Origin of the sequence: Streptomyces sp. TM32 (genome assembly GCF_004122755.1) — a bacterium.
In the GTDB taxonomy this organism is placed as follows: Bacteria; Actinomycetota; Actinomycetes; order Streptomycetales; family Streptomycetaceae; genus Streptomyces; species Streptomyces sioyaensis.
Genome location: NZ_SDIG01000034.1, coordinates 29,718 through 52,062, shown reverse-complemented (window position 1 = coordinate 52,062; position 22,345 = coordinate 29,718). Strand labels below are relative to the sequence as shown.

Sequence of the window (22,345 nt, the reverse complement as noted above, 5' to 3'; positions counted from 1 at the left end):
GATCGATGCCGTCGCGCTGGGGGAGCGGGGCAGGAGGAACCGGGGATCTGCGTCTCACCCGCCAAGAGAACACCGGCACGGCCGCCGGCTCAAGTCGCGGCCCGAGCGGCCCGATGGTGCGGGGGCCCAGCCGTGCCGCCGAACGGTGCCATCGGGCCGTTCCGCCCGGCGCCGCGCGCCACGGACCGGCCGGAAGACGACCGACGGCCGCGGGCTCTTCATCGTCGCTCAGCTCACCCGGCGCTGGGGCGTGCGTTACGGGAACGACGGCAAGACCATCTGGGCCGAGCAGGCCCTCACCGCCGATTCCGGCGGGTGACTTCTGGAGTCCGTCACCGCTCGCCCTCGTTGTGCTCGGTATCCGGGTCGTCCTCGGGACCGAAAAGAGTGCGCAGTGTGACGAGGCGGTTGACCCTGACGTGTTGCAGCGCATATGCCGTGGCCCGCCGTGCGTCGCGCGAGGCAATCGCCTCGTAGAGCTGCTGGTGCTCCTCCAGCAGGTGGCTCCATTCGCGGTTCTGTCTGGTGATCCACCGCATTCGTCCTTCGGCCGAGTGCAGCGCCTTGGCGATCGCGCTGTTGTCGGCCAGCGCCAGGATCCGCTCGTGGAATCGGTTGTTGATATCGAGAATCTCGGCCGCCCGTTGCCGCTCGGTGGCCCTCGCCGCCTGGTCGAGCAGGTCCCGCAGAGCCTTCAGGTCGTCGGGGGAGGCACGCTTCGCGGCCAGTCCGGCGATGTAGCCCTCCAGCGCTTCCCGCAGCTCGAAGAGCTCGTCCACGTCTTTGCGGGTGAGCCGGCGGACCACGATGCGGCGCGCTGACTCCGCGGCGAGGAACCCCTCCGCCGTGAGGGTCCGGATGGCCTCACGGACGGGCAGCCGCGAGACGCCGAATCGCTCGGCGACCTCGCGCTCGACCAGGCGGCTGCCCGGCTCCAACTCACCGCTGATGATGCGCTCTCGTAGTTCGGCGTGGACGCGTTCCCGGACGGCGGCCAGGGGCTGTGGCGACTGTGCGGCAGCGGACACGTCTCACTTCCCGTCGATGGTGCGGTGACCTCCAGGTCCGATACCACATCGTAGAGCGGCGTGACCACTGTGAGACCGGGCTTTTCCAGAACGGAGACTCAGATCCGTTGACCAGCCGCCACGAGGGGCGCATCATCGTGGGAAGTTTGGGATCCCAAAATTCGCGCCATGGGCACCCCACCTCCGCGCGGATTCCTCGGACCGCCTGTCTGGAGGCGTTGGTGACCATGAATCCCACCGAACCCGCCGAGTCCGGCACCACTTTCCCCACCGCCGACCCGAGACTCCACAACGCGGACCTGGCCCCTGCGCAACGCCGAAGATGGAAGGTCTTCGACCTGTTCGCCATGTGGATGTCCGACGTACACAACCTCGGCAACTACACCTTCGCCGCCGGCCTGTTGGTCCTGGGCATGAGCGCGTGGCAGATCTTCTCCTCGCTGCTGGTCGGCTTCGTGATCATCTACATCGGCATGAACCTCATGGGACGCGTCGGTCAGCGCACCGGCGTGCCCTTTCCCGTGGTGGCGCGCATCGGTTTCGGCGTCTGGGGCGCCAATATTCCCGCGCTGATCCGTGCCGTGATCGCCATCATGTGGTACGGCATTCAGACCTACCTGGCCTCCGTGGCCGTCAACGTCCTCATCCTGACCGCCGACCCTGCCCTGAAGTCCTGGACGACGCGCAGCTTCCTCGGGCTGAGCGAGCTCGGCTGGATCTCCTTCCTCGTCCTGTGGGTCCTCCAGGCGCTGATCATCAGCCGGGGAATGGAGGCCGTCCGCAAGTTCCAGGACTTCTGCGGACCGGCCATCTGGCTCGTGATGATCGTGCTGGCCGTGTGGATCATGATCAAGGCCGACTGGCACATCTCGCTGACCAGCAGTCTCCGGCACCTCTCCACCGGCGAGCAGGTCCGGATGTGGTTCGGTGGCGTCGGCCTGATCCTGTCCACCTACGGCACGCTGATGCTCAACTTCTGCGACTTCGCCCGCTTCGCCCCTGACGAGCGGACGGTGCGGCGCGGCAACTTCTGGGGTCTGCCGATCAACTCCTCGGCCTTCGCCCTGCTGTCGGTGATCGTTACGGCAGGCAGCGTGGAGGTCTTCGGTACGGCCATCACCGATCCGGCCGAGTTGATCGCCAAGGTCGGGAATCCCTCCGTCCTGATCATCGGCGCAGTGACCTTCGCGGTCGCCACCATGGGCGTCAATATCGTGGCCAATTTCGTTTCGCCCGCCTACGACCTGGCCAACGTCTGCCCGCGGCGGATCTCCTTCAAGACCGGCGGCATGATCAGCACGGTGGCCGCGCTCGTCGTCCTGCCGTGGAATCTGTTCTCCAACCCGGTCGTGATCAACTACTTCCTCGGCGGCCTCGGTGCCTTCCTCGGCCCCCTGTACGGCGTGATGATGGTGGATTACTACTTGATCAAGCGCGGCCGGGTCGACGTGGCCCAACTCTTCGTAGCGGACGAGTCGTCGCCCTACTATTACCGCAAGGGCTTCAACCGCAAGGCGCTGATCGCCTTCCTCCCCACCGCCGTCCTCAGCGCGGTGATCGCACTCGTTCCGGTCTTCTCGCCGATAGCGGCGTACTCCTGGTTCATCGGTACGGCCGGTGCCGCTCTGCTGTACAGGCTGGTCGCCGGCCGTGAGTCCGTCATGACGGTCCCGGCCCCGGTGGTGGAGAGCAGCCATGCCTGACGCGATGCGCATCTTGGTCACCAACTGCAACACCACAGTCGCGATGACCGAGGAGATCTGCGCCCGCGCGCGGGCGGCGGCCGGCCCGGGCACCGAGATCGTGGGTCTCACCCCGAGGTGGGGGCCGGAGTCGGCCGAGGGGTGGGTCGACAGCTTCCTGTCCGCCGCCGTGCTCGACCTGCTGCGCGACCTCGACGAACCGTTCGATGCGGTGGTCATGGCGGGCTTCGGTGAACACGGCCGGGAAGGCGCCCGGGAGCGTCGTCGACGGTGTCGCCGCGGCCGTCAAACTCGCCGAATCGCTCGTCGGTCTGGGCCTGACCACCAGCCGCGTCGGCTCATACGCCACACCTCCGTCCAAGCGGCGCAGCTGGTCGCCGCCTCCCGGCGGACACCGGTGAGCAGTCACGCCGTCCCAGGGGCTGCGGCGGCGTGCGCAGGGCGGCCGCGTAGCTGCTGTCCCAGGCCGCCGGCCCCCGGGCTGGTGCGGGACGACGTCGAGGCTGACGCCTCGACCAACTGCCGAGCAGAGCCGCACCTTTGACGGCAGCTCAGTGACAGTGGGGCCCCGGGCGACCGGTGCCTCCGGTCGCCCGGGACACCGGGCCGATGGATGGCCGTGTCCGGGGATGCCGTGGCGGCCGTGTGTCCCCGCTGCCGCTCCTGGGCAGGGCGCTCGAACGCCTCACATTCCCCCTGGTCATCGCTCTTGACCGAGGTCTTGGACGAAGCTACGGTCAGCGCAATGGAATTCGGTTTCCGCTTTGTGGAAACCTCTAAATCTCCCCCCTGCGGAGTTCTTCGTGCGCATCCTCGTCATGAATCCGAACACCACGGCTTCGATGACCGCCTCGATCCGGGCGATCGCCGAAGCGAGTGCCTCACCCGGTACCGAGATCCTTGCGACCGAGCCCCTCTGGGGGCCCGAGTCGATCGAGGGGCACTTCGAGGGCTACCTCAGCGCCGCCGCCGTCCTGGACCGGCTCACCACCATCGACGTCCCCTTCGACGCCCTCGTCATGGCGGGGTTCGGCGAACCCGGCCGCGAGGGCGCGCAGGAAGTCCTCGACGGACCTGTCCTGGACATCACGGAGTGCGCGGCGCAGATGGCGATGCTGCTCGGGCACTCCTATGGCGTCGTCACGACCCTCGACCGGGCCGTCCCCCAGATCGAGGACCGACTGCGTACCGCCGGACTCCTTCAGCGCTGTGCGTCGGTGCGCGCCACCGGCCTCGGAGTACTGGAGCTGGAGGAGGACGCGGAGGTCACCGTCAAGGCGGTCATCGCCACCGCCCGACGGTTGATCGAGGAGGACCGGGCCGAGGTGATCTGCCTCGGCTGCGGAGGGATGGCCGGCCTACGGGAGAAGGTGTCCGCCGCTCTCGGCGTCCCGGTCGTGGACGGCGTCGCCGCTGCCGTGAAATTCGCCGAGGCGTGCCACGAACTGGGGCTCTCCACTTCCAAGGTCCGAAGCTTCGCCGGCCCCCGGCCCAAGACGATCGGCTCCTGGCCGCTCTCGCAACACCTACGTGACGCCCGCTGAGGCCCGGGTTACGCCCCCGCCTCGACACGCACACCCGCACGTCACTGTTCCCGGAAATACTCCACCCCGTTCGATGGAGGACAGCGTGTCAGCACCGAACAGCCCGGATCCCCGCCTCTACAACGAAGACCTCGGCCCGGCGCGTGAGCGCAAGTGGGGCACGTACAGCATCTTCGCGCTGTGGATGTCCGACACCCACGCGATCAGCAACTACGCCTTCGCGTCAAGCCTCTTCGTCATCGGCCTGCCCCCCTGGGAGGTCTTCGTCGCACTGCTCGTCGGCATCACGCTCGTGTACGGGTTCATGAACCGGATGGGCCACGCCGGCCACCGCACCGGCGTACCCTTTCCGGTGCTTGCGCGGGCGAGTTGGGGCGTCTTCGGAGCGAACATCCCCGCACTGATCCGCGCGATCATGGCAGTCGCCTGGTACGGCATCCAGACCTGGCTCGCCTCGGAGGCATTGGTGCTCCTGGGCATCCAGATCGCACCGGGTCTCGCGCAGTACGACCACAACGCCCTCCTCGGCCTGTCCACCCTCGGTTGGATCGCCTTCTTGGTGATGTGGGGCCTGCAGGCGCTGCTGCTGACCCGCGGCATGGAGTTCATCCGCAGGATTCAGGACTTCGCCACCGGCCCCGTGGTCTGGCTCGTCATGGTCGCGCTCGCCATCTGGCTGCTGGTGAAGGCCGACGGGGACATCTCACTGACCAAGAGCCTGACCGGCCTCGGTGGAGGCGAGCAGTTCCACCAGAGTGTGATCGCGGTGAGCCTGACCGTGGCGACCTTCTTGACGCTCGTCCTCAATTACGCCGACTTCGCCCGCTTCACGCCCGACCACCGTTCCTACCGACGAGGGAACCTGCTCGGACTGCCGGTGAACTTCACCGCCTTCGCGGTGGTCTCCGTGCTGATGACGGCAGGCACCATCGCCGTCTTCGGCGACGCGATCTCCGACCCGGTCGAGGTGATCCACCGGATCGACAACCCGTGGGTGACGGTGATCGGCGCACTCTCCTTCATGATCGCCACCGTGGGCATCAATGTCGTCGCCAACTTCGTCTCACCGGCCTACGACTTCGCCAACCTGGTACCGAAGTACCTGAACTTCAAGCGCGGCGGCATGATCACAGCAGTGCTGGCGATCGTGGTGATGCCGTGGAAGCTCTACTCCAGCCCGGTGGTGATCCAGTACTTCCTCGGTGCGCTGGGCGCGTTCCTCGGTCCGCTGGTCGCCATCCTCCTCGTCGACTACTACCTGATCCGCCGCGGCCGAATTGACGTCGATGAGCTGTTCAGCGCCGACCAGGCCGGTGCGTACTACTACCGCAGGGGATTCAACCCGAACGCCGTCATCGCCTTCGTGCCCGCAGCGGTCATCTGCGCGGTGCTGGCGCTCGACAAGGACTTCCAGGACGTCGCACCGTTCTCCTGGGTCTTCGGCCTGGCGATCGGTGGGGCGCTGTACTACTGGCGGTCCGCGGCCTCCCGGGCCGGCGGGAAGCTCGACCACACCATGATCGCCTCCGAGCTGGCACCGTCCGGCCCCGACACGGCCCCGGTCCGTGAAGAGGTTCCTTCCCCGAAGCACTGAACTCCGCTCACCACCGGACACCCCGAAGGCAGCTCCTCCGGGCCCGTCGGCCGAGCGCGTGCACCGTCGCGTGCCCGGCCGTGAGACAGAAAGGGCACAAGCCCGTATGCCAGACCTTGATGTTGTATTCCGCGCCCCGCGGGTGGTGACCGCAGCCGGCGAGGTTGCTCGCTGCATCGGAGTGGCCGAGGGCCGGATCGCGGCCATCGAGCCGCTCGATGCGGACCTGCAGGCGGAGCGGGTCCTCGCGCTCGGCGAGGACGTTGTCCTGCTGCCCGGCCTCGTGGACACCCATGTGCACGTGAACGAGCCGGGCCGCACCGAGTGGGAAGGATTCGCCAGCGCGACGCGTGCGGCCGCCGCTGGTGGGATCACCACTCTCATCGACATGCCGCTCAACAGCGTTCCCCCCACGACCAACACCAGCGCCCTGACGGTCAAACGCAAGGCCGCGGAAGGGCAGTCGTGGGTCGACGTCGGCTTCTGGGGCGGTGCGTTGCCCGACAACCTCGCCGATCTGCGGGGCCTGCACGACGCAGGAGTGTTCGGGTTCAAGTGCTTCCTGTTGCACTCGGGCGTCGACGAGTTCCCGCATCTGGAGCCGGAGCAGCTTGAGCGCGCCCTGCGGGAGACCGCATCGTTCGGCGCGCTGATGATCGTGCACGCCGAGGACGCGCACGCGATCGATCGAGCGGCCACCCCCCATGGAGAGAGCTACCAGGACTTCCTCCGTTCCCGGCCGCGCGGCGCGGAGAACCTTGCCATCGCGCAGGTCATCGAGTCGGCACGATGGACCGGGGCCCGGGTGCACATCCTGCACCTGTCGAGTTCCGATGCCCTGCCCATGATCGCTTCGGCCCGGCGCGACGGCGTACAGCTCACGGTCGAGACGTGTCCGCACTACCTGTCCTTCACCGCGGAGGAGATTCCCGACGGTGCGACACAATTCAAATGCTGCCCGCCGATCCGGGAGGCGGCCAACCGCGAGCTGCTGTGGAAAGGCCTGGGGGACGGCGTCATCGACATGATCGTCTCCGACCATTCGCCGTGCATCGAGGAACTCAAGCGATTCGACATCGGTGACTTCGGGGTCGCATGGGGCGGGATCGCCTCCCTGCAACTGGGCCTGCCCGCCGTCTGGACCGAAGCCCGCAAGCGCGGCCACGCCCTGACCGACGTCGTGCGGTGGATGGCGGAGAGCCCCGCCCAACAGGCCGGATTGCTTCACAAGGGCCGCATCGCGCTCGGGAGCGCCGCCGACTTCTGCGTCTTCGCTCCGGACGAGGCAGCCGTCGTGGACGTCGCGCACCTGCAGCACAAGAACCCGGTATCGGCCTACTGCGGCCGAGCGCTCGCCGGCACGGTGCGCAGCACCTGGCTGAACGGTGTGCAGATCGATATCGGCGACGAACCGCGCGGACGGCTCCTGAAACGGGGGATGGCGTGACCGAGGTGGCCTGGGGCCGCGCGGACCCAGCAGCGCTGATGCCGGGCAGTGGGAACACCTCCGCCAGAAGGCCGCTACCTCCGCGGCACGTGCTGCCACGCCGCTGCCGAATGACTGACCCGCGACGGCATCCCGTGCCCCTCCACCCATGACCGCGCCCGCAACCGGCACCGTGACGGCTTGAGCTGAAGCACCACGCACATCAGCGGGTTGTGACCGTACGGTCACAACCCGCTGATGTGCGTATTCGAGTGTCCGAGGGGGGACTTGAACCCCCACGCCCGATAAAGGGCACTAGCACCTCAAGCTAGCGCGTCTGCCATTCCGCCACCCGGACAAGGTGTCTGCCGGTGCGGCCTGGGCCGTTCCGACGTGGAAAACAATAGCAAACCCTGGCGGGTGGTCGATCACCCGCACTGTTGGCCGGCCGCGGGGCTGTGACCAGGGCATGTCGGGAGTATTGCGCCCTTGGGCACAGACGGTGGCGGGTGGAGGATGGCGGTGGACCCCGCCGCGGGCCGCGCTCTCCGGGGGTGCGTGACGCGGCCGTGAACCCTTAGGAGGCAGCGTGAGCGAGTCGCAGTCGGGCCGTACGGTCACCGGCGAGGACGAGGTCGTCGATCTGTGCCGCGATCTGATCAGGATCGACACCAGCAACTACGGCGACCACTCGGGCCCGGGTGAGCGGGCCGCCGCCGAGTACGTCGCGGAGAAGCTCGCCGAGGTCGGCCTGGAGCCGCAGATCTTCGAGTCCCACAAGGGCCGTGCCTCGACCGTCGCCCGCATCGAGGGCGAGGACCGCTCGCGGCCCGCGCTGCTCATCCACGGCCACACCGACGTCGTACCGGCCAACGCCGACGACTGGACCCACCACCCCTTCTCCGGCGAGATCGCCGACGGGTGCGTCTGGGGCCGTGGCGCGGTCGACATGAAGGACATGGACGCGATGACGCTCGCCGTCGTCCGTGACCGGCTGCGTACCGGGCGCAAGCCCCCGCGCGACATCGTGCTGGCGTTCCTCGCGGACGAGGAGGCGGGCGGCACCTACGGCGCGCGCTATCTCGTCGATCATCACCCGCACCTCTTCGAGGGCGTCACGGAGGCGATCAGCGAGGTCGGCGGCTTCTCCTTCACCGTCAACGAGCAGGTGCGGCTCTATCTCATCGAGACGGCCCAGAAGGGCATGCACTGGATGAAGCTGACCGTGGACGGCAACGCCGGTCACGGTTCGATGATCCACAAGGACAACGCCATCACCGAACTGTCCGAGGCGGTAGGCCGGTTGGGCCGGTACGAGTTCCCGGTCCGGGTGACCAAGACGCTGCGGTCCTTCCTCGACCAGCTCGGGGACGCGCTGGGCACCGAACTCGACCCGGAGAACATGGACGAGACCCTGGCCAAGCTCGGCGGCATCGCCAAGCTGATCGGCGCCTCGCTCAGGAACACCGCCAACCCGACCCAGCTGGGCGCCGGCTACAAGGTCAACGTCATCCCCGGACAGGCCACCGCGCATGTCGACGGCCGGTTCCTGCCGGGCCACGAGGAGGAGTTCCTGGCCGACCTGGACCGGATCCTGGGCCCGCGGGTCAAGCGCGAGGACGTGCACGCCGACAAGGCGCTGGAGACCACCTTCGACGGTGCGCTGGTCGAGGCGATGCAGTCGGCGCTGCAGGCCGAGGACCCGATCGCACGGGCCGTCCCGTACATGCTCTCCGCGGGCACGGACGCCAAGTCCTTCGACGACCTCGGAATTCGCGGATTCGGCTTCGCCCCGCTGAAGCTGCCGCCGGAGCTGGACTTCGCGGGAATGTTCCACGGTGTGGACGAGCGGGTTCCGGTGGACGGACTGAAGTTCGGGGTGCGGGTGCTCGATCGATTCATCGACCAGAGCTGAATTCGGCCCGGATTTCCTGCCTTTCGCGCCCGGTTCGCCGAAACGAGTGAACGCACTGATGTGTTCGTAGCTTCAACGGCCTTTCTTCGTTGCAGTGTGTGCGGTCCGCGGCTGGGATCGTATTGCCTACAAGGAGGAATAATGATCAAGAAGGTCGCCGCTGCTGCGGCACTGGCCGGTGGCGTCGTGCTCGCCGGTGCTGGCCTGGCCGTTGCGGACTCGGGAGCGCAGGGTGCGGTGCTGAACTCCCCCGGTGTGGTGTCCGGCAACACCGTCCAGGTGCCGGTGCACGTTCCGGTGAACGCCTGCGGCAACACGGTCTCCGTGGTCGGCCTGATGAACCCCTCCTTCGGCGAGAACTGCGTCAACAAGTGACTTTCCGACGTCCTTTGGCGTTGTACTTGCACCCGTAAGGGTCCGACTCAGTCCAGTTCCGGAAGGCGTTTCCCGTATTCCGGAGCCGCTGAGGATTTAACCGGGCGGGTGAACCTTTCCGAGGTTCGCCACTCGTCCGTATTCCTGTAAGGCACTAGGCAGGGGATCAACCTATGAGACAGGTCGCACGAAAGGGCCTGATCACCGCGGCGGCCGCCAGTGGCGTACTCGCCCTGGCCGCCGGCTATGCACACGCCGACGCGGGAGCCGCCGGAGGCGCGGCCAACTCGCCCGGTGTGGGGTCCGGCAACAATGTTCAGGTCCCGGTCCATGTACCGGTGAACGCCTGCGGTAACACCGTCAATGTCGTCGGGCTGCTCAACCCCGCGTTCGGCAACCGGTGCGCCAACGGCGGCGGTGGCGCCCACCACGGCGTCCACCACGGTGGCGGCGGCGGTGCCGGCGCGGCAGGCCAGGCGTCGAACTCGCCGGGCATCGTGTCGGGCAACAACGTCCAGGCCCCGGTCGACGTTCCGGTGAACGCCTGCGGCAACCAGGTCTCGGGAGGCGGGGCGCTGAACCCGGCCTTCGGCAACCACTGTGCCAATGAGACGCCGACCGGCCCGGGCGTACCGCAGCACCCCGGCAGGCCCCACCACCCGGGGAAGCCGCACCACCCCGGCACGCCGGAGCACCCGGGCAAGCCGCACCACCCGGGCACGCCGGAGCACCCGGCGACGCCGCACACCCCGGGCCAGCACACCCCGCACACGCCGGGTGTGCACCCGCCGACCGAGGGGCACACCCCGCACGTGACGCCGGCCAAGCCCGCCAAGCCCGTCGGGCAGCTCGCGCACACCGGTGCGGGGTCGATCGGGTACGCGGTGCCGGCCAGCGCCGGGCTGCTGCTCGGGGGCGCCGTGCTCTACCGTCGGGCGCGCGCCGCGCGCCGGTGACCGGCCGCGGATAAGCGCACCAGGCGCACGACGGAGCGGGCCCCGCCTCGGCGGGGCCCGCTCTGCTGTCCTCACCCGCCGGTGGCGGTCACCACGTGGCGCGGAGCTGCCGGATGATCCGGCGGCGCAGCCGTACCTTGCGGCTCCCGTCGGGATTCAGACGCAGGCGGTCCAACTCCCAGTGTCCGTACTCGGCATGGTCGGTCAGCAGGCGTGTGGCGGCCTTCCGGGACACGCCCCGGGGCACATACACATCGCAGAATTCGTATTCCGGCATCGCATCTATTGTGCGGGACCGGCCCCGGTACGGATAGCGTCTGCACTATGTCTGATGCTGCGCAGCCTTCCGCTGCCGAGGTACGTGCCGCCGCCGAGGCGGTCAAAGCCGCGCTGGACCGTCACCTCGACGCGGTCGAACGCCGCTCGGGGCAGGATGATCCGGCTGTCTACGCCGCGTTCGACGAGCTCGCCGCGGCGGCTGAGGTCTATGACGAGCTGCTGTACGACACCTACGACGAGGTCACCCCCTTCGAGATCCCCGGAAGCGACGCACTGCCCGCCTATGCGGGCCCGGAGGAGCCAAGTGCGCTGAGCGTGCTGATCCGGCGCGACTACACCGTCGCCGAACCGCAGCGGCTGCTGCACCAGGCACAGCGCATCGCCGATCTTGATCCGGACGCCGCCGACGAGGCCGCAGGTCGGGGCGGGGGTGCCGACGCCGCCGCGGTCGTCGGCACCAGCGTGCATGCCGCGCTCGGTGTGCTGTTCGGCGAGTTCGAACCGGACGAGATCGCCTCCCGGCACAAGGAGTTCGGCCTGGAAGAGGGCGATTCCACCCTGTGGGTGGCGGCCGGCGACGACCCGGCCGAGCCGGGGGAGTGGCTGTCCGCCCCCTTTGACCAGGCGGATCCCCAGCGGGTCGTCTGCCGCTTCGACGTCAGCGCGGTCTTCGACGAGGAACTCGGCGACGACGATCTGATGGAGCCGCTCGACCACGAACGGTGAGTCCGGGGGCGGGGTGCGCTGCCGTGGCGCCGCACCCCGACCCGGTACGACCCCGGGTACGACGCTGCCCCGGCGGTCGGCAGAATCCTGCCGACCGCCGGGGCAGCGGGCGTACGGGGGCGCCCGGTGGGCCGGGGCTCAGTCGACCGTCGACGGCTCCTGCGTGGTCTGCACGCTCTGCTGCAGCAGGGTGCGCAGCCGGGTGGTGCGCTCCTTGACGGGCACCTCGGCGACCGCCCGGGGCAGCGCCTGGTCGACGCCCTGGACCACCGACAGATGGCGCTCGCCGCGGCTGAAGGCGGTGTAGACCCAGGCGCGGGTCAGGCCGCCGGCGGCGTCCCCGGGGAGCACGACCACCGCGGCGGGCCAGCGCATCCCGGCCGCCTGGTGCGCGGTGAGCGCCCAGCCGTGGCGTACGGCTCCCGCGCCGACCTGCTCGCGCGGCACCACGACCGCGGCGCCGTCGCAGTCGAGCCGCAGCCCGGCGGCGTCGGCGCCGGTGACCGTGCCGGGCACCGTACGGCCGGGTGTGGGGGCATAGGCCACGCGGTCGCCGGGGTCGAAGCCGCCGAACCGGCCGGGGCCGGGGTTGAGCCGCTCTTTGAGGGCGGTGTTCAGCGCGCGGGTGCCGGCCGCGCCGCCGTGGCCGACCGTGATGACCTGGGTCCGGTCCGCGGGGACCCCCAGTGCCCGGGGCACGGAGTCCGCGACCAGCTGGACGGTGCGGTGCACCGCCTCCCCGGCATCCCGTGCCGGGACGATCACCACCTCCTTGCCGGGCGCTTCGACCTGGCTCAACTCGCCGATGCCGATGCCGGACACCAGCTCGCCGATCGGGCCGAAGTCCGGGGTACGGGAGGCGACCTGGGGGCAGAAGCGGGCGGCGAGCAGATCGGCGAACAGCCGGCCTGGACCGGCCGACCACAGCACGCCCGGGTCGCCGCTGAGCACCAGCCGGGTGCCGTCGGGCAGCGACTCGACGAGCAGCGCGGCGGTCTCCAGATCCAGCTGCGGGGCGTCCAGCACCACCAGGAGATCGAGCGCGAGGGCGCCGTCCGCGTCCCGCCCGGGGCCCTGCTGCCCGGACAGCAGGGCGGACACGGTCACGGCGGCCGTGTCGACGGCCGTGGCGCCGGGCGCGCACTCGGTGAGGTCGCCGGCCAGGCGCCGGCGGCCGTTCTCGGTGTGCGTGGCGCCGAAGGCCCGCAGGCCCAGCGAGCGGGCCGCGGCGAGCAGCGCGGCCGGTTCGGCGCGGGCCGCCTCGGCGCCCGTGTGTGCCACCAGGCCGCTGTGGGCGGCGGCGCGGATGAGCTCCGCGGCGGAGGGCGACGGTGCGGCGGCCGCCGCGGCCTCCCACTCCGTGGCGGAGGGACGGACGGGGCGGGCGGCGGTGGTGTCGTGTGTGGTGCCGTTGGCGTGGTCGGAGGGACGGACGGCCGCCGCCCCGGCCCCGGTGTCGGCGGCCGCGGTGGTGTCGGTCGGCGCGGCCGGGCGCTCCTCGTCGGCTGACGGTGCCGGTGCCGGGGCCGGGGCCGCTTCGACCGTGGTGTCCTCGGCAGCTGTGGCGTCCTCGTCCGGAGCCGGGCCGTCCGCCGGGTGGTCCTCCGGACCGGCAGCCGCTTCGAAGGTGTTCAGCAGCCGCGCCAGCCCGTCGGCGACGCTCTCCTCGGCCATCGCGAACCGGTCCAGGCCGAGCAGGATCCGGACCGGCTGTCCCTCCTCCCCGTCCTCGTCCGTGACCGGACGGGGCCTGCCCGGTTCCTCGATGGCGTCCTGGAAGACCAGCACGGCACCGTCCGCAATGGCGGTCTGCAGGGCGTCATCGGGGTCGGGCACCGCCCGCTGGGCGAGCGCCGCACGCAGCGCGGAGGCCTCCAGCGCGGAGTGCCCCGCGACGGCGGCCTGCTCCAACAGCCAGCCGACGAGGGCCTGGGCGCGCCGCTCGTCGCCCGGCCCGCAGGCGGGGCCGAGCAGTGCGCGGGCAAAGCCGTCGGCCTGCTCGGGGCGGACCCCGGGCACGGCGAGCAGCTGCCAGGGGTCCTCGCGCAGCGCCTCGGCGGCCCGCTCCCCGAGCGCCTCGGCGGCCCGGTCCGCCAACGCCTCGGGGGCGCCGCCCGCCGCGAGGACCTGCCGTACGCCCTCGGCTCCGGGCGCGTACGCCGCCGGCCCGGGGGCCGCTGCGGGGCCGGTGGGAGCGGTTGGGGCGGCTGCCCCGGCGGCCGGGGCGGCGCCGCCGTCCACGACGGGAGGACGGGCCGGGCCGCCGGCCTCGGGGGCGGGCTGCTGCCGGGCCGGTTCCGGGGCCTGGCCGGCCGGCCGGTCCTGGGGAGCCTGGGGGGCAGGACTGCCGGGCGACGGGGCGCCCTGGGCGGGCCCCCGGCCGGCGGGGGCGGCCGGCTTGGCCGGGCGCGGGGCGTCGTTGAAGAACGAGGCGGCCGAGCGCTCGCCGCTCTCCACGGCCCGCACCGCCGCGGCCAGCGCCGCGGCGGTCGCCTGGGCCGATCCGGACGCCGCGGTGTCCCGCGCCGCACCGGCCGGGCCTTCTCCGCCCGGAGCCGCGGCCTCCGTCTTCCCGCCCTGCGCCGCCGCGGCGTCGGGCGTCTGGGCATCCGCGGTCCCGGGTGCGGCCTCCTGCTCGGGCGGGGTGTCGCCGGCGAGGCGGTCGGTACTCACAGCGTGCTCCAGTCCTGATCGGGGTAGTGGTGCACCGGAGCCGATACATCGTCCAGCGCCCGGCGGATCTCGTCAGGAAGACTAAGGGCCTCCACTGACAATGCCGCGCTGAGCTGCTGTGCTGTGCGGGCGCCGAGGATCGGCGCGGTCACTCCGGGACGGTCGCGGACCCAGGAGAGCGCGACCTGGAGCGGGGTGACGGCCAGTCCGTCGGCGGCGGTGGCGACCGCGTCCACGACCCGGCCGGCCGTCTCGTCGAGATACGGCGCGACGAACGGCGCCATGTGATCCGAGCCGCCGCGCGAATCGGCCGGGGTCCCATGGCGGTACTTGGCGGTCAGCACACCGCGGCCCAGCGGCGACGCCGGCAGCAGGCCGATGCCGAGATCGAGCGCCGCGGGCAGCACCTCCCGCTCCACGCCGCGCTGGAGCAGGGAGTACTCCATCTGCGTGCTCGCCAGGCGGTGGCGCCCACCGGGCACCGCGAGCTGCCAGGTGCCGGCCTTGGCGAGCTGCCAGCCGGAGAAGTTCGACACCCCCACATAGCGCGTCCGGCCGCTGCTGACGGCGAGGTCGAGGGCGGCCAGGGTCTCCTCCAGCGGCGTGTGTGGATCGAACGCGTGCAGCTGCCAGAGGTCGACGTAGTCCGTGCCCAGCCGCTCCAGGGACGCGTCCAGGGCGGCGAGGAGATGGCGCCGTGAGCAGTCGACCCGGCGGTCCGCCTCCAGGACGCTGCCGGCCTTGGTCGCGATCACCAGATCGGCGCGCGGCACGAGGCCTTCCATCAGCCGGCCCAGCAGGTACTCGGCACCGCCGTCCGCGTAGATGTCGGCGGTGTCCACGAGGGTGCCGCCGGCCTCCCAGAACGCCTTGAGCTGGTCGGCGGCTTCCTGCTCGTCCGTGTCGCGGGCCCAGTTCAGGGTGCCGAGCCCGAGGCGGGTCACGCGCAGGCCCGTACGGCCGAGGTGCCTTTGCTCCATGAGCCTTGAGATTACTGGCCGCGCGCGAGGATCAGGGGACCTGTGGACAACCCGCCGATGACGGCCGGCGCAGGCGCGCGCTACAGTCCCCGGAACAGCGACGTTACCGATCGGTAAGGGGAGCGGCATGAGGCTTGGCATCAACCTCGGCTACTGGGGCGCCGGGATGGATTCCGACAATCTCGCGGTGGCGCAGGAGGCCGACCGCCTCGGATACTCCGTCTGCTGGGCCGCCGAGGCCTACGGCTCCGACGCCGCAACGGTCCTCTCCTGGGTCGCCGCCCAGACCGAGCGCATCGACATCGGTTCGGCGATCTTCCAGATCCCGGCGCGCGCGCCCGCCATGACCGCGATGACGGCCGCGACCCTGGACTCGCTCTCCGGTGGCCGCTTCCGGCTGGGCCTGGGCGTCTCCGGGCCGCAGGTCTCCGAGGGCTGGTACGGCGTCAAGTTCGACAAGCCGCTGGCCCGCACCCGCGAGTACGTGGACATCGTCCGCAAGGCCATGACCCGCGAGCGGCTGTCCTACGAGGGCGAGCACTGGACCCTGCCGCTGCCCGGTGGCCCCGGCAAGCCGCTGAAGCTCACCGTGCACCCGCAGCGCGAGCACATCCCGCTCTACATCGCCGCGATCGGCCCGAAGAACCTGGAGCAGACCGGTGAGATCGCCGACGGCGCGCTGCTGATCTTCCCCGCCGTCGAGCATCTGGAGGAGACCGCGCTCACCCACCTCCGCGCCGGCCGCGAGAAGGCGGGCAAGACGCTGGACGGGTTCGACATCTGTCCGACGCTGCCGCTGGCCGTGGGCGCGGACAAGGACGTCAGCGCGCTGGCCGACATCTTCCGTCCGTACACCGCCCTGTACGTCGGCGGCATGGGCAGCCCGAAGCAGAACTTCTACAACCAGCTGGCCCGGAGCATGGGATACGAGAAGGAAGCCGCCGAGATCCAGGACAGGTATCTGTCCGGCGACAAGGAGGGCGCCGCCGCCGCGATCCCGGAGCGGCTGATCGACCAGACCACGCTGCTCGGTTCCGTCGAGCGGATCGCGGAGCGGATGCAGGCCTACGCGGCGGCGGGCGTGACCACCTTGTCGCTGGCCCCGGCGGGCTTCGCCCTGGAGGACCGGCTGGCGTCGCTGCGGGCGGGCGTCGAGGCCCTGGAGCGCGCCGGACTGGCGTAGTTCCTCAAGGGCGACGGGTCTGCGCGGGGGCCGCTCGCCCCGTCCCGTCCCGGTCCGGCGCCATGACGCCGGACCGGACATTCGCAGCGGCCGTGGTGGGGGCTCGGGGGAACCTCCCCGCCACGACCGTCGCGCTGCACAACGCGGTGGCGGGCAGGCTGGTTACGCCCGCTACGAGGGCAGCTCCCGCCCGAACGGCCCAAGGGCCCGGCGACTGCGGTTGCCGCCCACGGAACACCCCACTTGACTCGTTCTTTGCGGGTGTGTCCGTTCGGAGGTGGCGCAGATGTTCTCGGCCCGAAGCCTGTTCCAGGAGATCGTCGACAACGACGACTCCTACCGACTGTTCTGTTCCATCGCGGCGAGCGGCGAGGCCCAGGGCGGCTGGGAGAACGGCCGGATCGCCGCGCTGATCCCGGTCTCCCTGCGCGCGCTGGCGCCCAAGGTCAGCCGGCACGGCGCCGACGAGGACAAACACGGCCGGATCTTCCACGCCCTGATGCGCCGACGCGGCCTGACGCCCACCACGGTCCCTGAAGAGACCGACTACACCGCCCTGCTGGAGCGGCACGGCATCGGTCTGGCGCACGACAAGCTGCGCCGCAACGAGCCGCTCACCGAGCACGACATCATCACCTACCTCGCCCACAGCCGGGTCACCGAACAGCGCGCCGCCGACCAGATGGAGATGCTCACCCGGCACTTCGGCGACCACCCCGAGGTGGGCAAGGCGATCCGGATGATCTGCCATGACGAGGCGAACCACCTCGCCTACTGCCACGAGGAGCTGCTGCGGCTGGCCGGTGCCGGGCACGGCCGGACCATCCAGCGCATCCTGCACGAGTGTGCCCGTGCCGAGATCGCCGTCTACCGGGACGTCAGCCTGGCCGTGATGGACCACATGGGCCGCATCTTGTCGTGGCCGAGGACGAAGTCCGTCGCGCTCGCCACCGGGATCCGCGCGATGTACGCCTATGAGCGGCTGGGCGGCTGGCGGCGGATGGTCAGCCTCCAGATGCCCGAGCGGCGGGACGCGCTGGGCGGCCCGGCGCCCTCGGCACCGGAATTCGCCTGAGCCGCCCGCCCGGAGGCGCCGGGACGCTCCCCGGCATCACAGCCAGCCGCGGCGCTTGAACAGCCGGTACAGCGACACCTCGATGACGACCATCAGCCCCAGGATCACCGGATACCCCAGGTGCCACTGCAACTCCGGCATGTCGTGGAAGTTCATGCCGTAGATGCCGGCGATCAGCGTGGGGACGGCCGCCAGCGCCGCCCAGGAAGAGATCTTGCGCATGTCGTCGTTCTGCCGTACGCCCATCTGCGCGAGATGGGCGGCGAGAATGTCCGAGAGCAGGCGGTCCAGGCCCTCCACCGACTCGTTGGCGCGGGTGAGGTGGTCCTCGACATCGCGGAAGAACGGGCGGGCGTGGTCGTGGACGAACGGCACCCCGGGGTTCTGCAGCCGGGCCATCGGCTCCGCCAACGGGCCGGTCGCCCTGCGGAATTCGAGCACCTCGCGCTTGAAGGCGTAGATCTCGGCGGCGGTGTTCCGGGTGTCCTGGCCGCGCACCGGAGCGAACACCTCCGCCTCCAACTCCTCCAGGTCCACCTGGAGTTCGGCCGCCACCTCGATGTAGTGGTCCACCACCGCGTCGCTGACCGCGTACAGCACCGCTCCCGGGCCGTGCCGCAGGATCTCCGGGTGCTCCTCCAGCCGGTGCCGCACCGCGGTCAGGGGGCTGGCCTCCCCGTGGCGGACGGTCACCACGAACGAGTCGCCGACGAAGACCATCAGCTCCGAAGCGGTCACCGTGTCCGCCCGGTCGTCGTAGGTGACCGGCTTCAGCACCATGAACAGGGAGTCGTCGTAGACCTCCAGCTTGGGCCGCTGGTGTGCCTTGAGGGCGTCCTCGACCGCCAGCGGATGCAGCGCGAACTCGGACCTGACGAGCGCGAACTCCTCCTCCGTCGGCTCATGGATCCCCAGCCACAGGAAGGAATGTCCCTCGGCCCGCGCCGCATGCAGGGCATCGGAGAAGTCCGTCGCGCACTCGTTGCGACGGCCTTCCCGGTAGATGGCGCAGTCCACGATCACATCTGGCATTCTCGCCCCTCGCCCGGCCACCTGCCAGAAAGGCGACCGCGGAACGTAGGCTGGCGGTCATGCCCACGCTGATCCTGGTGCGGCACGGCCGCTCCACCGCCAACACCGCCGGGGTGCTCGCCGGGCGGGCGCCCGGAGTCGCCCTCGACGAGCGCGGCGCCGCCCAGTCCGCCGCGCTGCCGGCCCGCCTCGCCCAGGTGCCGCTGACCGCCGTCGTCTCCAGCCCGCTGCAGCGCTGCCGGGAGACCATGGCGCCGCTGCTGGACGCCCGGCCGTGGCTCACCCTGCACATCGAGGACCGGATCAACGAATGCGACTACGGCGACTGGTCGGGCCGCAAACTCGCCGAGCTGAGCGACGAGCCGCTGATGGAGGTCGTCCAGCGGCACCCGTCCGCGGCGGCCTTCCCCGGCGGCGAGTCGCTGCGCGCGATGCAGGCGCGGGCGGTGGACGCGGTACGCGACTGGAACGCCCGGATCGAGGAGGCGCACGGCCCCGAGGCGACCTACGCCATGTGTGCGCACGGTGACATCATCAAGGCGCTGGTCGCCGACGCCCTGGGCATGCACCTCGACCTGTTCCAGCGGATCTCCGTGGAGCCCTGCTCGGTCACCGCGATCCGCTACACGCGGCTGCGCCCCTACCTCGTACGGCTGGGGGACACCGGTGACTTCGGATCGCTCGCGCCCCGGGAGGACGGGGGCAGTGCGGCGGCCGACCGGGACGCGGCCGTCGGTGGTGGTGCGGGAGCAGCGTGATCAGTCGGCGCAGTAGGGTGGTGCGACGGCGCTGCCCGCCACGCCCCTGCGATCCGCGCAGTGACCGCAGGACGTGCAGCGACCGCAGTGACCCCGCAGTCGAGCAATCGGAGCAGGACGTTGTCCCGTCAGGTGTTCTTCTACGACGCGCCGGACCGCTTCGTGGCCGGTACGGTCGGGCTGCCTGGCCGCCGTAGCTTCTACCTCCAGGCCACCGCGGCCGGCCGCACGACCAGCGTCGCCCTGGAGAAGACCCAGGTCGCAGCCCTCGCCGAGCGGATCGACGAGCTGCTGGACGAGGTCGTACGGCGCAGCGGCGGCAACGCGCCGGTGCCCGCGGTCTCGCCCGCCGAGCTGTCCGACACCGCCCCGCTGGAATCGCCGGTCGAAGAGGAATTCCGGGTCGGCACGATGGCGCTGGCCTGGGACGGCGAGGACGAGCGGATGATCGTCGAGGCCCAGGCCCTGGTCGAGCTGGACGCGGACAGCGACGAGGACCTCGCCGACGCCGAGGAGCGGCTGCTCCAGGACGACGAGAACGGCCCGCCGATGCTGCGGGTCCGCCTCACCGGCACCATGGCCAGGGCATTCGCCAAGCGGGCGCTGGAGGTCGTCAACGCCGGCCGCCCGCCGTGCCCGCTGTGCAGCCTGCCGCTCGACCCGGAGGGACACGTATGCCCGCGCCAGAACGGATACCGACGGGACGCCTGAGCGCCATGGAGCCCGCCGCCGGCCCGGCCGCCCCGCTGCCTTCTCCCGCCGCTCCGCAGGAGGCGCCCCAGGCCGGGCCACCCCCTGCCACCGGCCCGCGCGACGTCCTCCTCGCCGAGGGGGAGCTGACCGTGCGCGGCCGCATCCAGGAGGCGTCCAACGCCGTGCTCTACTGCACGGTCGCGTACGACGGCACCGCCGCCGCCTGTGTCTACAAGCCGGTCGCCGGCGAGCGCCCGCTGTGGGACTTCCCCGAGGGCACGCTCGCCCAGCGTGAGGTGGCCGCGTACGAGATCTCCCGGGCCTGCGGCTGGGACCTGATCCCCCCGACGGTGCTGCGGGACGGCCCGTACGGCACCGGCATGGTCCAGGAGTGGATCGAGCCGCCGGAGAGCGACGACGAGGTGCCCGAGCTGCTCGCGCTGGTCGAGGACGAGGAGCCGGGGCCGGGCTGGAAGGCGGTCGGCTTCGCGCAGACCGGCGAGGGCCGCACGGCGCTGCTGGTGCACGCCGACGATCCGCGGCTGCGGCGGCTCGCGGTGCTCGACGCGGTGATCAACAACGGCGACCGCAAGGGCGGACATCTGCTGCCGGGCGCCGGCGGGGAGTTCTTCGCCATCGACCACGGCGTGTCCTTCCATGCCGAGGACAAGCTGCGCACGCTGCTGTGGGGGTGGGCGGGGGAGCCGCTGACCGAGGAGGCGCTCGCGGCCCTGCGGGAGCTGGACACGGCGCTGGCGGACGGCCGGCCGCTGGCCGCCCGACTGGCCGAACTGATCACGGAACGCGAGGCCGCGGCGCTGCGCGCGCGGGTGGCCGGGCTGCTGCGCAGCGGCCGGCACCCGGAGCCGAGCGGTGACTGGCCCGCCATCCCCTGGCCACCCGTCTGAACCAGGCGGCCACCGGGCGGTGACGCCGGGCCTCTCCCGTGCCCGTCCGTCCGACGTGCACGTCCGTCCGTCCGGCTTGCACGTCCGTCCGTCGAACACAAGACCGCCTTTCCGGCCAACAGTCCCGGTCCGGTTCGTATGCGGAACTTCCGTCCGGTTACGCTCATGGCATGCATGCATGGCCCGCTTCTGAGGTCCCCGCCCTGCCCGGCCAGGGCCGCGACCTGAGGATCCACGACACCGCGACCGGCGGACGGGTAACCCTCGCCCCCGGTCCCGTCGCCCGTATCTACGTCTGCGGCATCACGCCGTACGACGCCACCCACATGGGGCACGCGGCGACCTACAACGCGTTCGACCTGGTTCAGCGCGTGTGGCTCGACACGAAGCGTCAGGTGCACTACGTGCAGAACGTCACCGATGTCGACGATCCGCTGCTGGAGCGGGCCGTGGCCACCGGCGACGACTGGACGGCGCTCGCCGAGCGCGAGACCGCCCTGTTCCGCGAGGACATGACGGCCCTGCGGATGCTGCCGCCCCGCCACTACATCGGCGCGGTCGAGTCGATACCCGGCATCGTCCCGCTGGTGGAGCGGCTGCGCGACGCCGGTGCCGCCTACGAGCTGGACGGCGACATCTACTTCTCCGTCGCGTCCGACCCGCACTTCGGCAAGGTCTCCGGGCTGGACGCCGCGGCGATGCGGCTGCTGTCCGCCGAGCGCGGCGGCGACCCGGAGCGGGAAGGCAAGAAGAGCCCGCTCGACCCGATGCTGTGGATGGCCGCCCGGGACGGCGAACCGAGCTGGGACGGCGGCTCGCTGGGCCGCGGCCGGCCCGGCTGGCACATCGAGTGCGTCGCCATCGCCCTGGACCACCTCGGCATGGGCTTCGACGTCCAGGGCGGCGGCTCCGATCTCGCCTTCCCGCACCACGAGATGGGCGCCTCGCACGCCCAGGCGCTCACCGGCGAGTACCCGTTCGCCAAGGCGTACGTGCACGCCGGGATGGTGGCCCTGAACGGACAGAAGATGTCCAAGTCCAAGGGCAACCTCGTCTTCGTCTCCACGGTGCGGCGCGACGGCACCGACCCGGCCGCGATCCGGCTGGCGCTGCTCGCCCACCACTACCGCGCCGACTGGGAGTGGACCGACGCCGTGCTGGCGGAGGCCGTGGAGCGGCTGGCGCGCTGGCGCGGCGCCGTCTCCCGTCCCGACGGCCCGTCCGCCGACGCCCTGGTCGAGGAGATCCGTACGGCGCTCGCCGACGACCTGGACTCCCCGGCCGCGCTGGCGGCCGTGGACCGCTGGGTCGCCGCCCAGCAGGCCGACGGCGGCACGGACGAGGGCGCACCCGGCCTCGTCTCCCGTGCGGTCGACGCGCTCCTCGGCGTGGCCCTGTAACACCCGTCCGCTCCGTCCTCAGGGGCGCTTTCACCGACCGGTGAAAGCGCCCCTGCTCACGTGCGGCGCGCCCGGAAATCCAGCAGCCCGCCGCAAG

General features: G+C 71.0%; 19 protein-coding genes, 1 tRNA gene and 2 pseudogenes. 16 read left to right on the top strand and 6 right to left on the bottom strand.

Going from position 1 to position 22,345, the window contains the following annotated elements; translation table 11 throughout:
• Positions 1 to 196 precede the first annotated feature (196 nt).
• A pseudogene (locus EST92_RS31125) lies at positions 197 to 319 on the top strand (ATP-binding protein); the annotation flags it as partial.
• A gap of 13 nt (positions 320 to 332) precedes the next feature.
• Here EST92_RS31125 and EST92_RS11270 read toward each other — a convergent pair.
• Positions 333 to 1,028, bottom strand: a complete 696-nt coding sequence (locus EST92_RS11270; RefSeq protein WP_129280796.1) for a GntR family transcriptional regulator — start codon at positions 1,026 to 1,028, stop codon at positions 333 to 335.
• Positions 1,029 to 1,255: 227 nt separating this feature from the next.
• Between EST92_RS11270 and EST92_RS11265 the strand changes: the two genes are divergently transcribed.
• From EST92_RS11265 to allB, 5 genes and pseudogenes are all read left to right on the top strand, one after another.
• Positions 1,256 to 2,731 (top strand): NCS1 family nucleobase:cation symporter-1, encoded by a 1,476-nt coding sequence (locus tag EST92_RS11265; RefSeq protein WP_129280795.1) that lies wholly within the window; start codon positions 1,256 to 1,258, stop codon positions 2,729 to 2,731.
• 4 nt (positions 2,732 to 2,735) lie between these two features.
• A pseudogene (locus tag EST92_RS11260) lies at positions 2,736 to 3,132 on the top strand (aspartate/glutamate racemase family protein).
• A gap of 402 nt (positions 3,133 to 3,534) precedes the next feature.
• Positions 3,535 to 4,275 (top strand): aspartate/glutamate racemase family protein, encoded by a 741-nt coding sequence (locus tag EST92_RS11255; RefSeq protein WP_129280794.1) that lies wholly within the window; start codon positions 3,535 to 3,537, stop codon positions 4,273 to 4,275.
• Between the two features lie 85 nt (positions 4,276 to 4,360).
• On the top strand, positions 4,361 to 5,869 hold the full coding sequence (locus EST92_RS11250; RefSeq protein WP_254068769.1) for an NCS1 family nucleobase:cation symporter-1: 1,509 nt from the start codon (positions 4,361 to 4,363) through the stop codon (positions 5,867 to 5,869).
• A 106-nt stretch (positions 5,870 to 5,975) separates the two neighbouring features.
• The gene (gene allB / locus EST92_RS11245; protein WP_129280792.1) at positions 5,976 to 7,316 is read left to right on the top strand and encodes an allantoinase AllB; all 1,341 of its coding nucleotides are present in this window, start codon (positions 5,976 to 5,978) and stop codon (positions 7,314 to 7,316) included.
• A 252-nt stretch (positions 7,317 to 7,568) separates the two neighbouring features.
• On the opposite strand, the gene EST92_RS11235 is transcribed toward allB, so the two are convergent.
• Positions 7,569 to 7,653, bottom strand: a tRNA-Leu gene (locus tag EST92_RS11235).
• A 231-nt stretch (positions 7,654 to 7,884) separates the two neighbouring features.
• On the opposite strand from EST92_RS11235, the gene EST92_RS11230 reads away from it, so the two are divergent.
• The 3 genes from EST92_RS11230 to EST92_RS11220 all read left to right on the top strand — a co-directional run bounded on the left by EST92_RS11230 (position 7,885) and on the right by EST92_RS11220 (position 10,541).
• Complete coding sequence (locus EST92_RS11230; RefSeq protein WP_129280791.1) at positions 7,885 to 9,210, top strand: M20/M25/M40 family metallo-hydrolase; 1,326 nt, start codon at positions 7,885 to 7,887, stop codon at positions 9,208 to 9,210.
• Between the two features lie 141 nt (positions 9,211 to 9,351).
• Positions 9,352 to 9,585, top strand: a complete 234-nt coding sequence (locus tag EST92_RS11225) for a chaplin (protein WP_129280790.1) — start codon at positions 9,352 to 9,354, stop codon at positions 9,583 to 9,585.
• A 173-nt stretch (positions 9,586 to 9,758) separates the two neighbouring features.
• Positions 9,759 to 10,541, top strand: coding sequence for a chaplin (locus tag EST92_RS11220; protein ID WP_129280789.1), 783 nt, complete (start codon positions 9,759 to 9,761; stop codon positions 10,539 to 10,541).
• An 88-nt stretch (positions 10,542 to 10,629) separates the two neighbouring features.
• On the opposite strand, the gene EST92_RS11215 is transcribed toward EST92_RS11220, so the two are convergent.
• Positions 10,630 to 10,818: a DUF5703 family protein gene (locus EST92_RS11215; protein ID WP_006607658.1), complete on the bottom strand. Its 189-nt coding sequence runs from the start codon at positions 10,816 to 10,818 to the stop codon at positions 10,630 to 10,632.
• Positions 10,819 to 10,865: 47 nt separating this feature from the next.
• On the opposite strand from EST92_RS11215, the gene EST92_RS11210 reads away from it, so the two are divergent.
• Complete coding sequence (locus EST92_RS11210) at positions 10,866 to 11,546, top strand: hypothetical protein (protein ID WP_129280788.1); 681 nt, start codon at positions 10,866 to 10,868, stop codon at positions 11,544 to 11,546.
• Between the two features lie 138 nt (positions 11,547 to 11,684).
• Here the strand turns inward: EST92_RS11210 and EST92_RS11205 are convergent, their stop codons facing one another.
• Positions 11,685 to 14,219 carry a helix-hairpin-helix domain-containing protein gene (locus tag EST92_RS11205; RefSeq protein WP_129280787.1) on the bottom strand — a complete coding sequence of 845 codons (2,535 nt, stop codon included), beginning with the start codon at positions 14,217 to 14,219 and terminating at the stop codon, positions 11,685 to 11,687.
• Positions 14,216 to 15,199 carry an aldo/keto reductase gene (locus EST92_RS11200; RefSeq protein ID WP_129280786.1) on the bottom strand — a complete coding sequence of 328 codons (984 nt, stop codon included), beginning with the start codon at positions 15,197 to 15,199 and terminating at the stop codon, positions 14,216 to 14,218. Before EST92_RS11200 ends, EST92_RS11205 begins: the two co-directional genes overlap by 4 nt.
• 127 nt (positions 15,200 to 15,326) lie before the next feature.
• On the opposite strand from EST92_RS11200, the gene EST92_RS11195 reads away from it, so the two are divergent.
• Positions 15,327 to 16,382, top strand: coding sequence for an LLM class F420-dependent oxidoreductase (locus EST92_RS11195; RefSeq protein WP_129280785.1), 1,056 nt, complete (start codon positions 15,327 to 15,329; stop codon positions 16,380 to 16,382).
• A gap of 286 nt (positions 16,383 to 16,668) precedes the next feature.
• Positions 16,669 to 17,457 carry a ferritin-like domain-containing protein gene (locus EST92_RS11190; protein WP_129280784.1) on the top strand — a complete coding sequence of 263 codons (789 nt, stop codon included), beginning with the start codon at positions 16,669 to 16,671 and terminating at the stop codon, positions 17,455 to 17,457.
• 36 nt (positions 17,458 to 17,493) lie between these two features.
• Here EST92_RS11190 and corA read toward each other — a convergent pair whose 3' ends face one another.
• The gene (gene corA, locus EST92_RS11185; RefSeq protein WP_129280783.1) at positions 17,494 to 18,489 is read right to left on the bottom strand and encodes a magnesium/cobalt transporter CorA; all 996 of its coding nucleotides are present in this window, start codon (positions 18,487 to 18,489) and stop codon (positions 17,494 to 17,496) included.
• A gap of 59 nt (positions 18,490 to 18,548) precedes the next feature.
• On the opposite strand from corA, the gene EST92_RS11180 reads away from it, so the two are divergent.
• The 4 genes from EST92_RS11180 (at position 18,549) to mshC (ending at position 22,248) form a co-directional block, all read left to right on the top strand.
• On the top strand, positions 18,549 to 19,247 hold the full coding sequence (locus EST92_RS11180) for a histidine phosphatase family protein (protein ID WP_129280782.1): 699 nt from the start codon (positions 18,549 to 18,551) through the stop codon (positions 19,245 to 19,247).
• A 120-nt stretch (positions 19,248 to 19,367) separates the two neighbouring features.
• Positions 19,368 to 19,958, top strand: coding sequence for a DUF3090 domain-containing protein (locus tag EST92_RS11175; protein ID WP_129247423.1), 591 nt, complete (start codon positions 19,368 to 19,370; stop codon positions 19,956 to 19,958).
• Entirely contained in the window at positions 19,922 to 20,848 is a 927-nt protein-coding gene (locus EST92_RS11170; RefSeq protein WP_129280781.1) for an SCO1664 family protein, read from the top strand. The genes EST92_RS11175 and EST92_RS11170 overlap by 37 nt, the downstream gene beginning before the upstream one ends.
• 170 nt (positions 20,849 to 21,018) lie before the next feature.
• Positions 21,019 to 22,248 carry a cysteine--1-D-myo-inosityl 2-amino-2-deoxy-alpha-D-glucopyranoside ligase gene (mshC, locus tag EST92_RS11165; RefSeq protein ID WP_129280780.1) on the top strand — a complete coding sequence of 410 codons (1,230 nt, stop codon included), beginning with the start codon at positions 21,019 to 21,021 and terminating at the stop codon, positions 22,246 to 22,248.
• Positions 22,249 to 22,345 lie beyond the last annotated feature (97 nt).

Bases quoted from the DNA above. Each gene is read 5' to 3' on its own strand.
- corA (WP_129280783.1), bottom strand. From the start codon at position 18,489: ATGCCAGATGTGATCGTGGACTGCGCCATCTACCGGGAAGGCCGTCGC.
- EST92_RS11265 (WP_129280795.1), top strand. From the start codon at position 1,256: ATGAATCCCACCGAACCCGCCGAGTCCGGCACCACTTTCCCCACCGCC.
- allB (WP_129280792.1), top strand. From the start codon at position 5,976: ATGCCAGACCTTGATGTTGTATTCCGCGCCCCGCGGGTGGTGACCGCA.
- EST92_RS11215 (WP_006607658.1), bottom strand. From the start codon at position 10,818: ATGCCGGAATACGAATTCTGCGATGTGTATGTGCCCCGGGGCGTGTCC.
- EST92_RS11180 (WP_129280782.1), top strand. From the start codon at position 18,549: ATGCCCACGCTGATCCTGGTGCGGCACGGCCGCTCCACCGCCAACACC.
- EST92_RS11170 (WP_129280781.1), top strand. From the start codon at position 19,922: ATGCCCGCGCCAGAACGGATACCGACGGGACGCCTGAGCGCCATGGAG.
- EST92_RS11200 (WP_129280786.1), bottom strand. From the start codon at position 15,199: ATGGAGCAAAGGCACCTCGGCCGTACGGGCCTGCGCGTGACCCGCCTC.
- EST92_RS11195 (WP_129280785.1), top strand. From the start codon at position 15,327: ATGAGGCTTGGCATCAACCTCGGCTACTGGGGCGCCGGGATGGATTCC.
- EST92_RS11225 (WP_129280790.1), top strand. From the start codon at position 9,352: ATGATCAAGAAGGTCGCCGCTGCTGCGGCACTGGCCGGTGGCGTCGTG.
- EST92_RS11210 (WP_129280788.1), top strand. From the start codon at position 10,866: ATGTCTGATGCTGCGCAGCCTTCCGCTGCCGAGGTACGTGCCGCCGCC.
- EST92_RS11220 (WP_129280789.1), top strand. From the start codon at position 9,759: ATGAGACAGGTCGCACGAAAGGGCCTGATCACCGCGGCGGCCGCCAGT.
- mshC (WP_129280780.1), top strand. From the start codon at position 21,019: ATGCATGCATGGCCCGCTTCTGAGGTCCCCGCCCTGCCCGGCCAGGGC.
- EST92_RS11190 (WP_129280784.1), top strand. From the start codon at position 16,669: ATGTTCTCGGCCCGAAGCCTGTTCCAGGAGATCGTCGACAACGACGAC.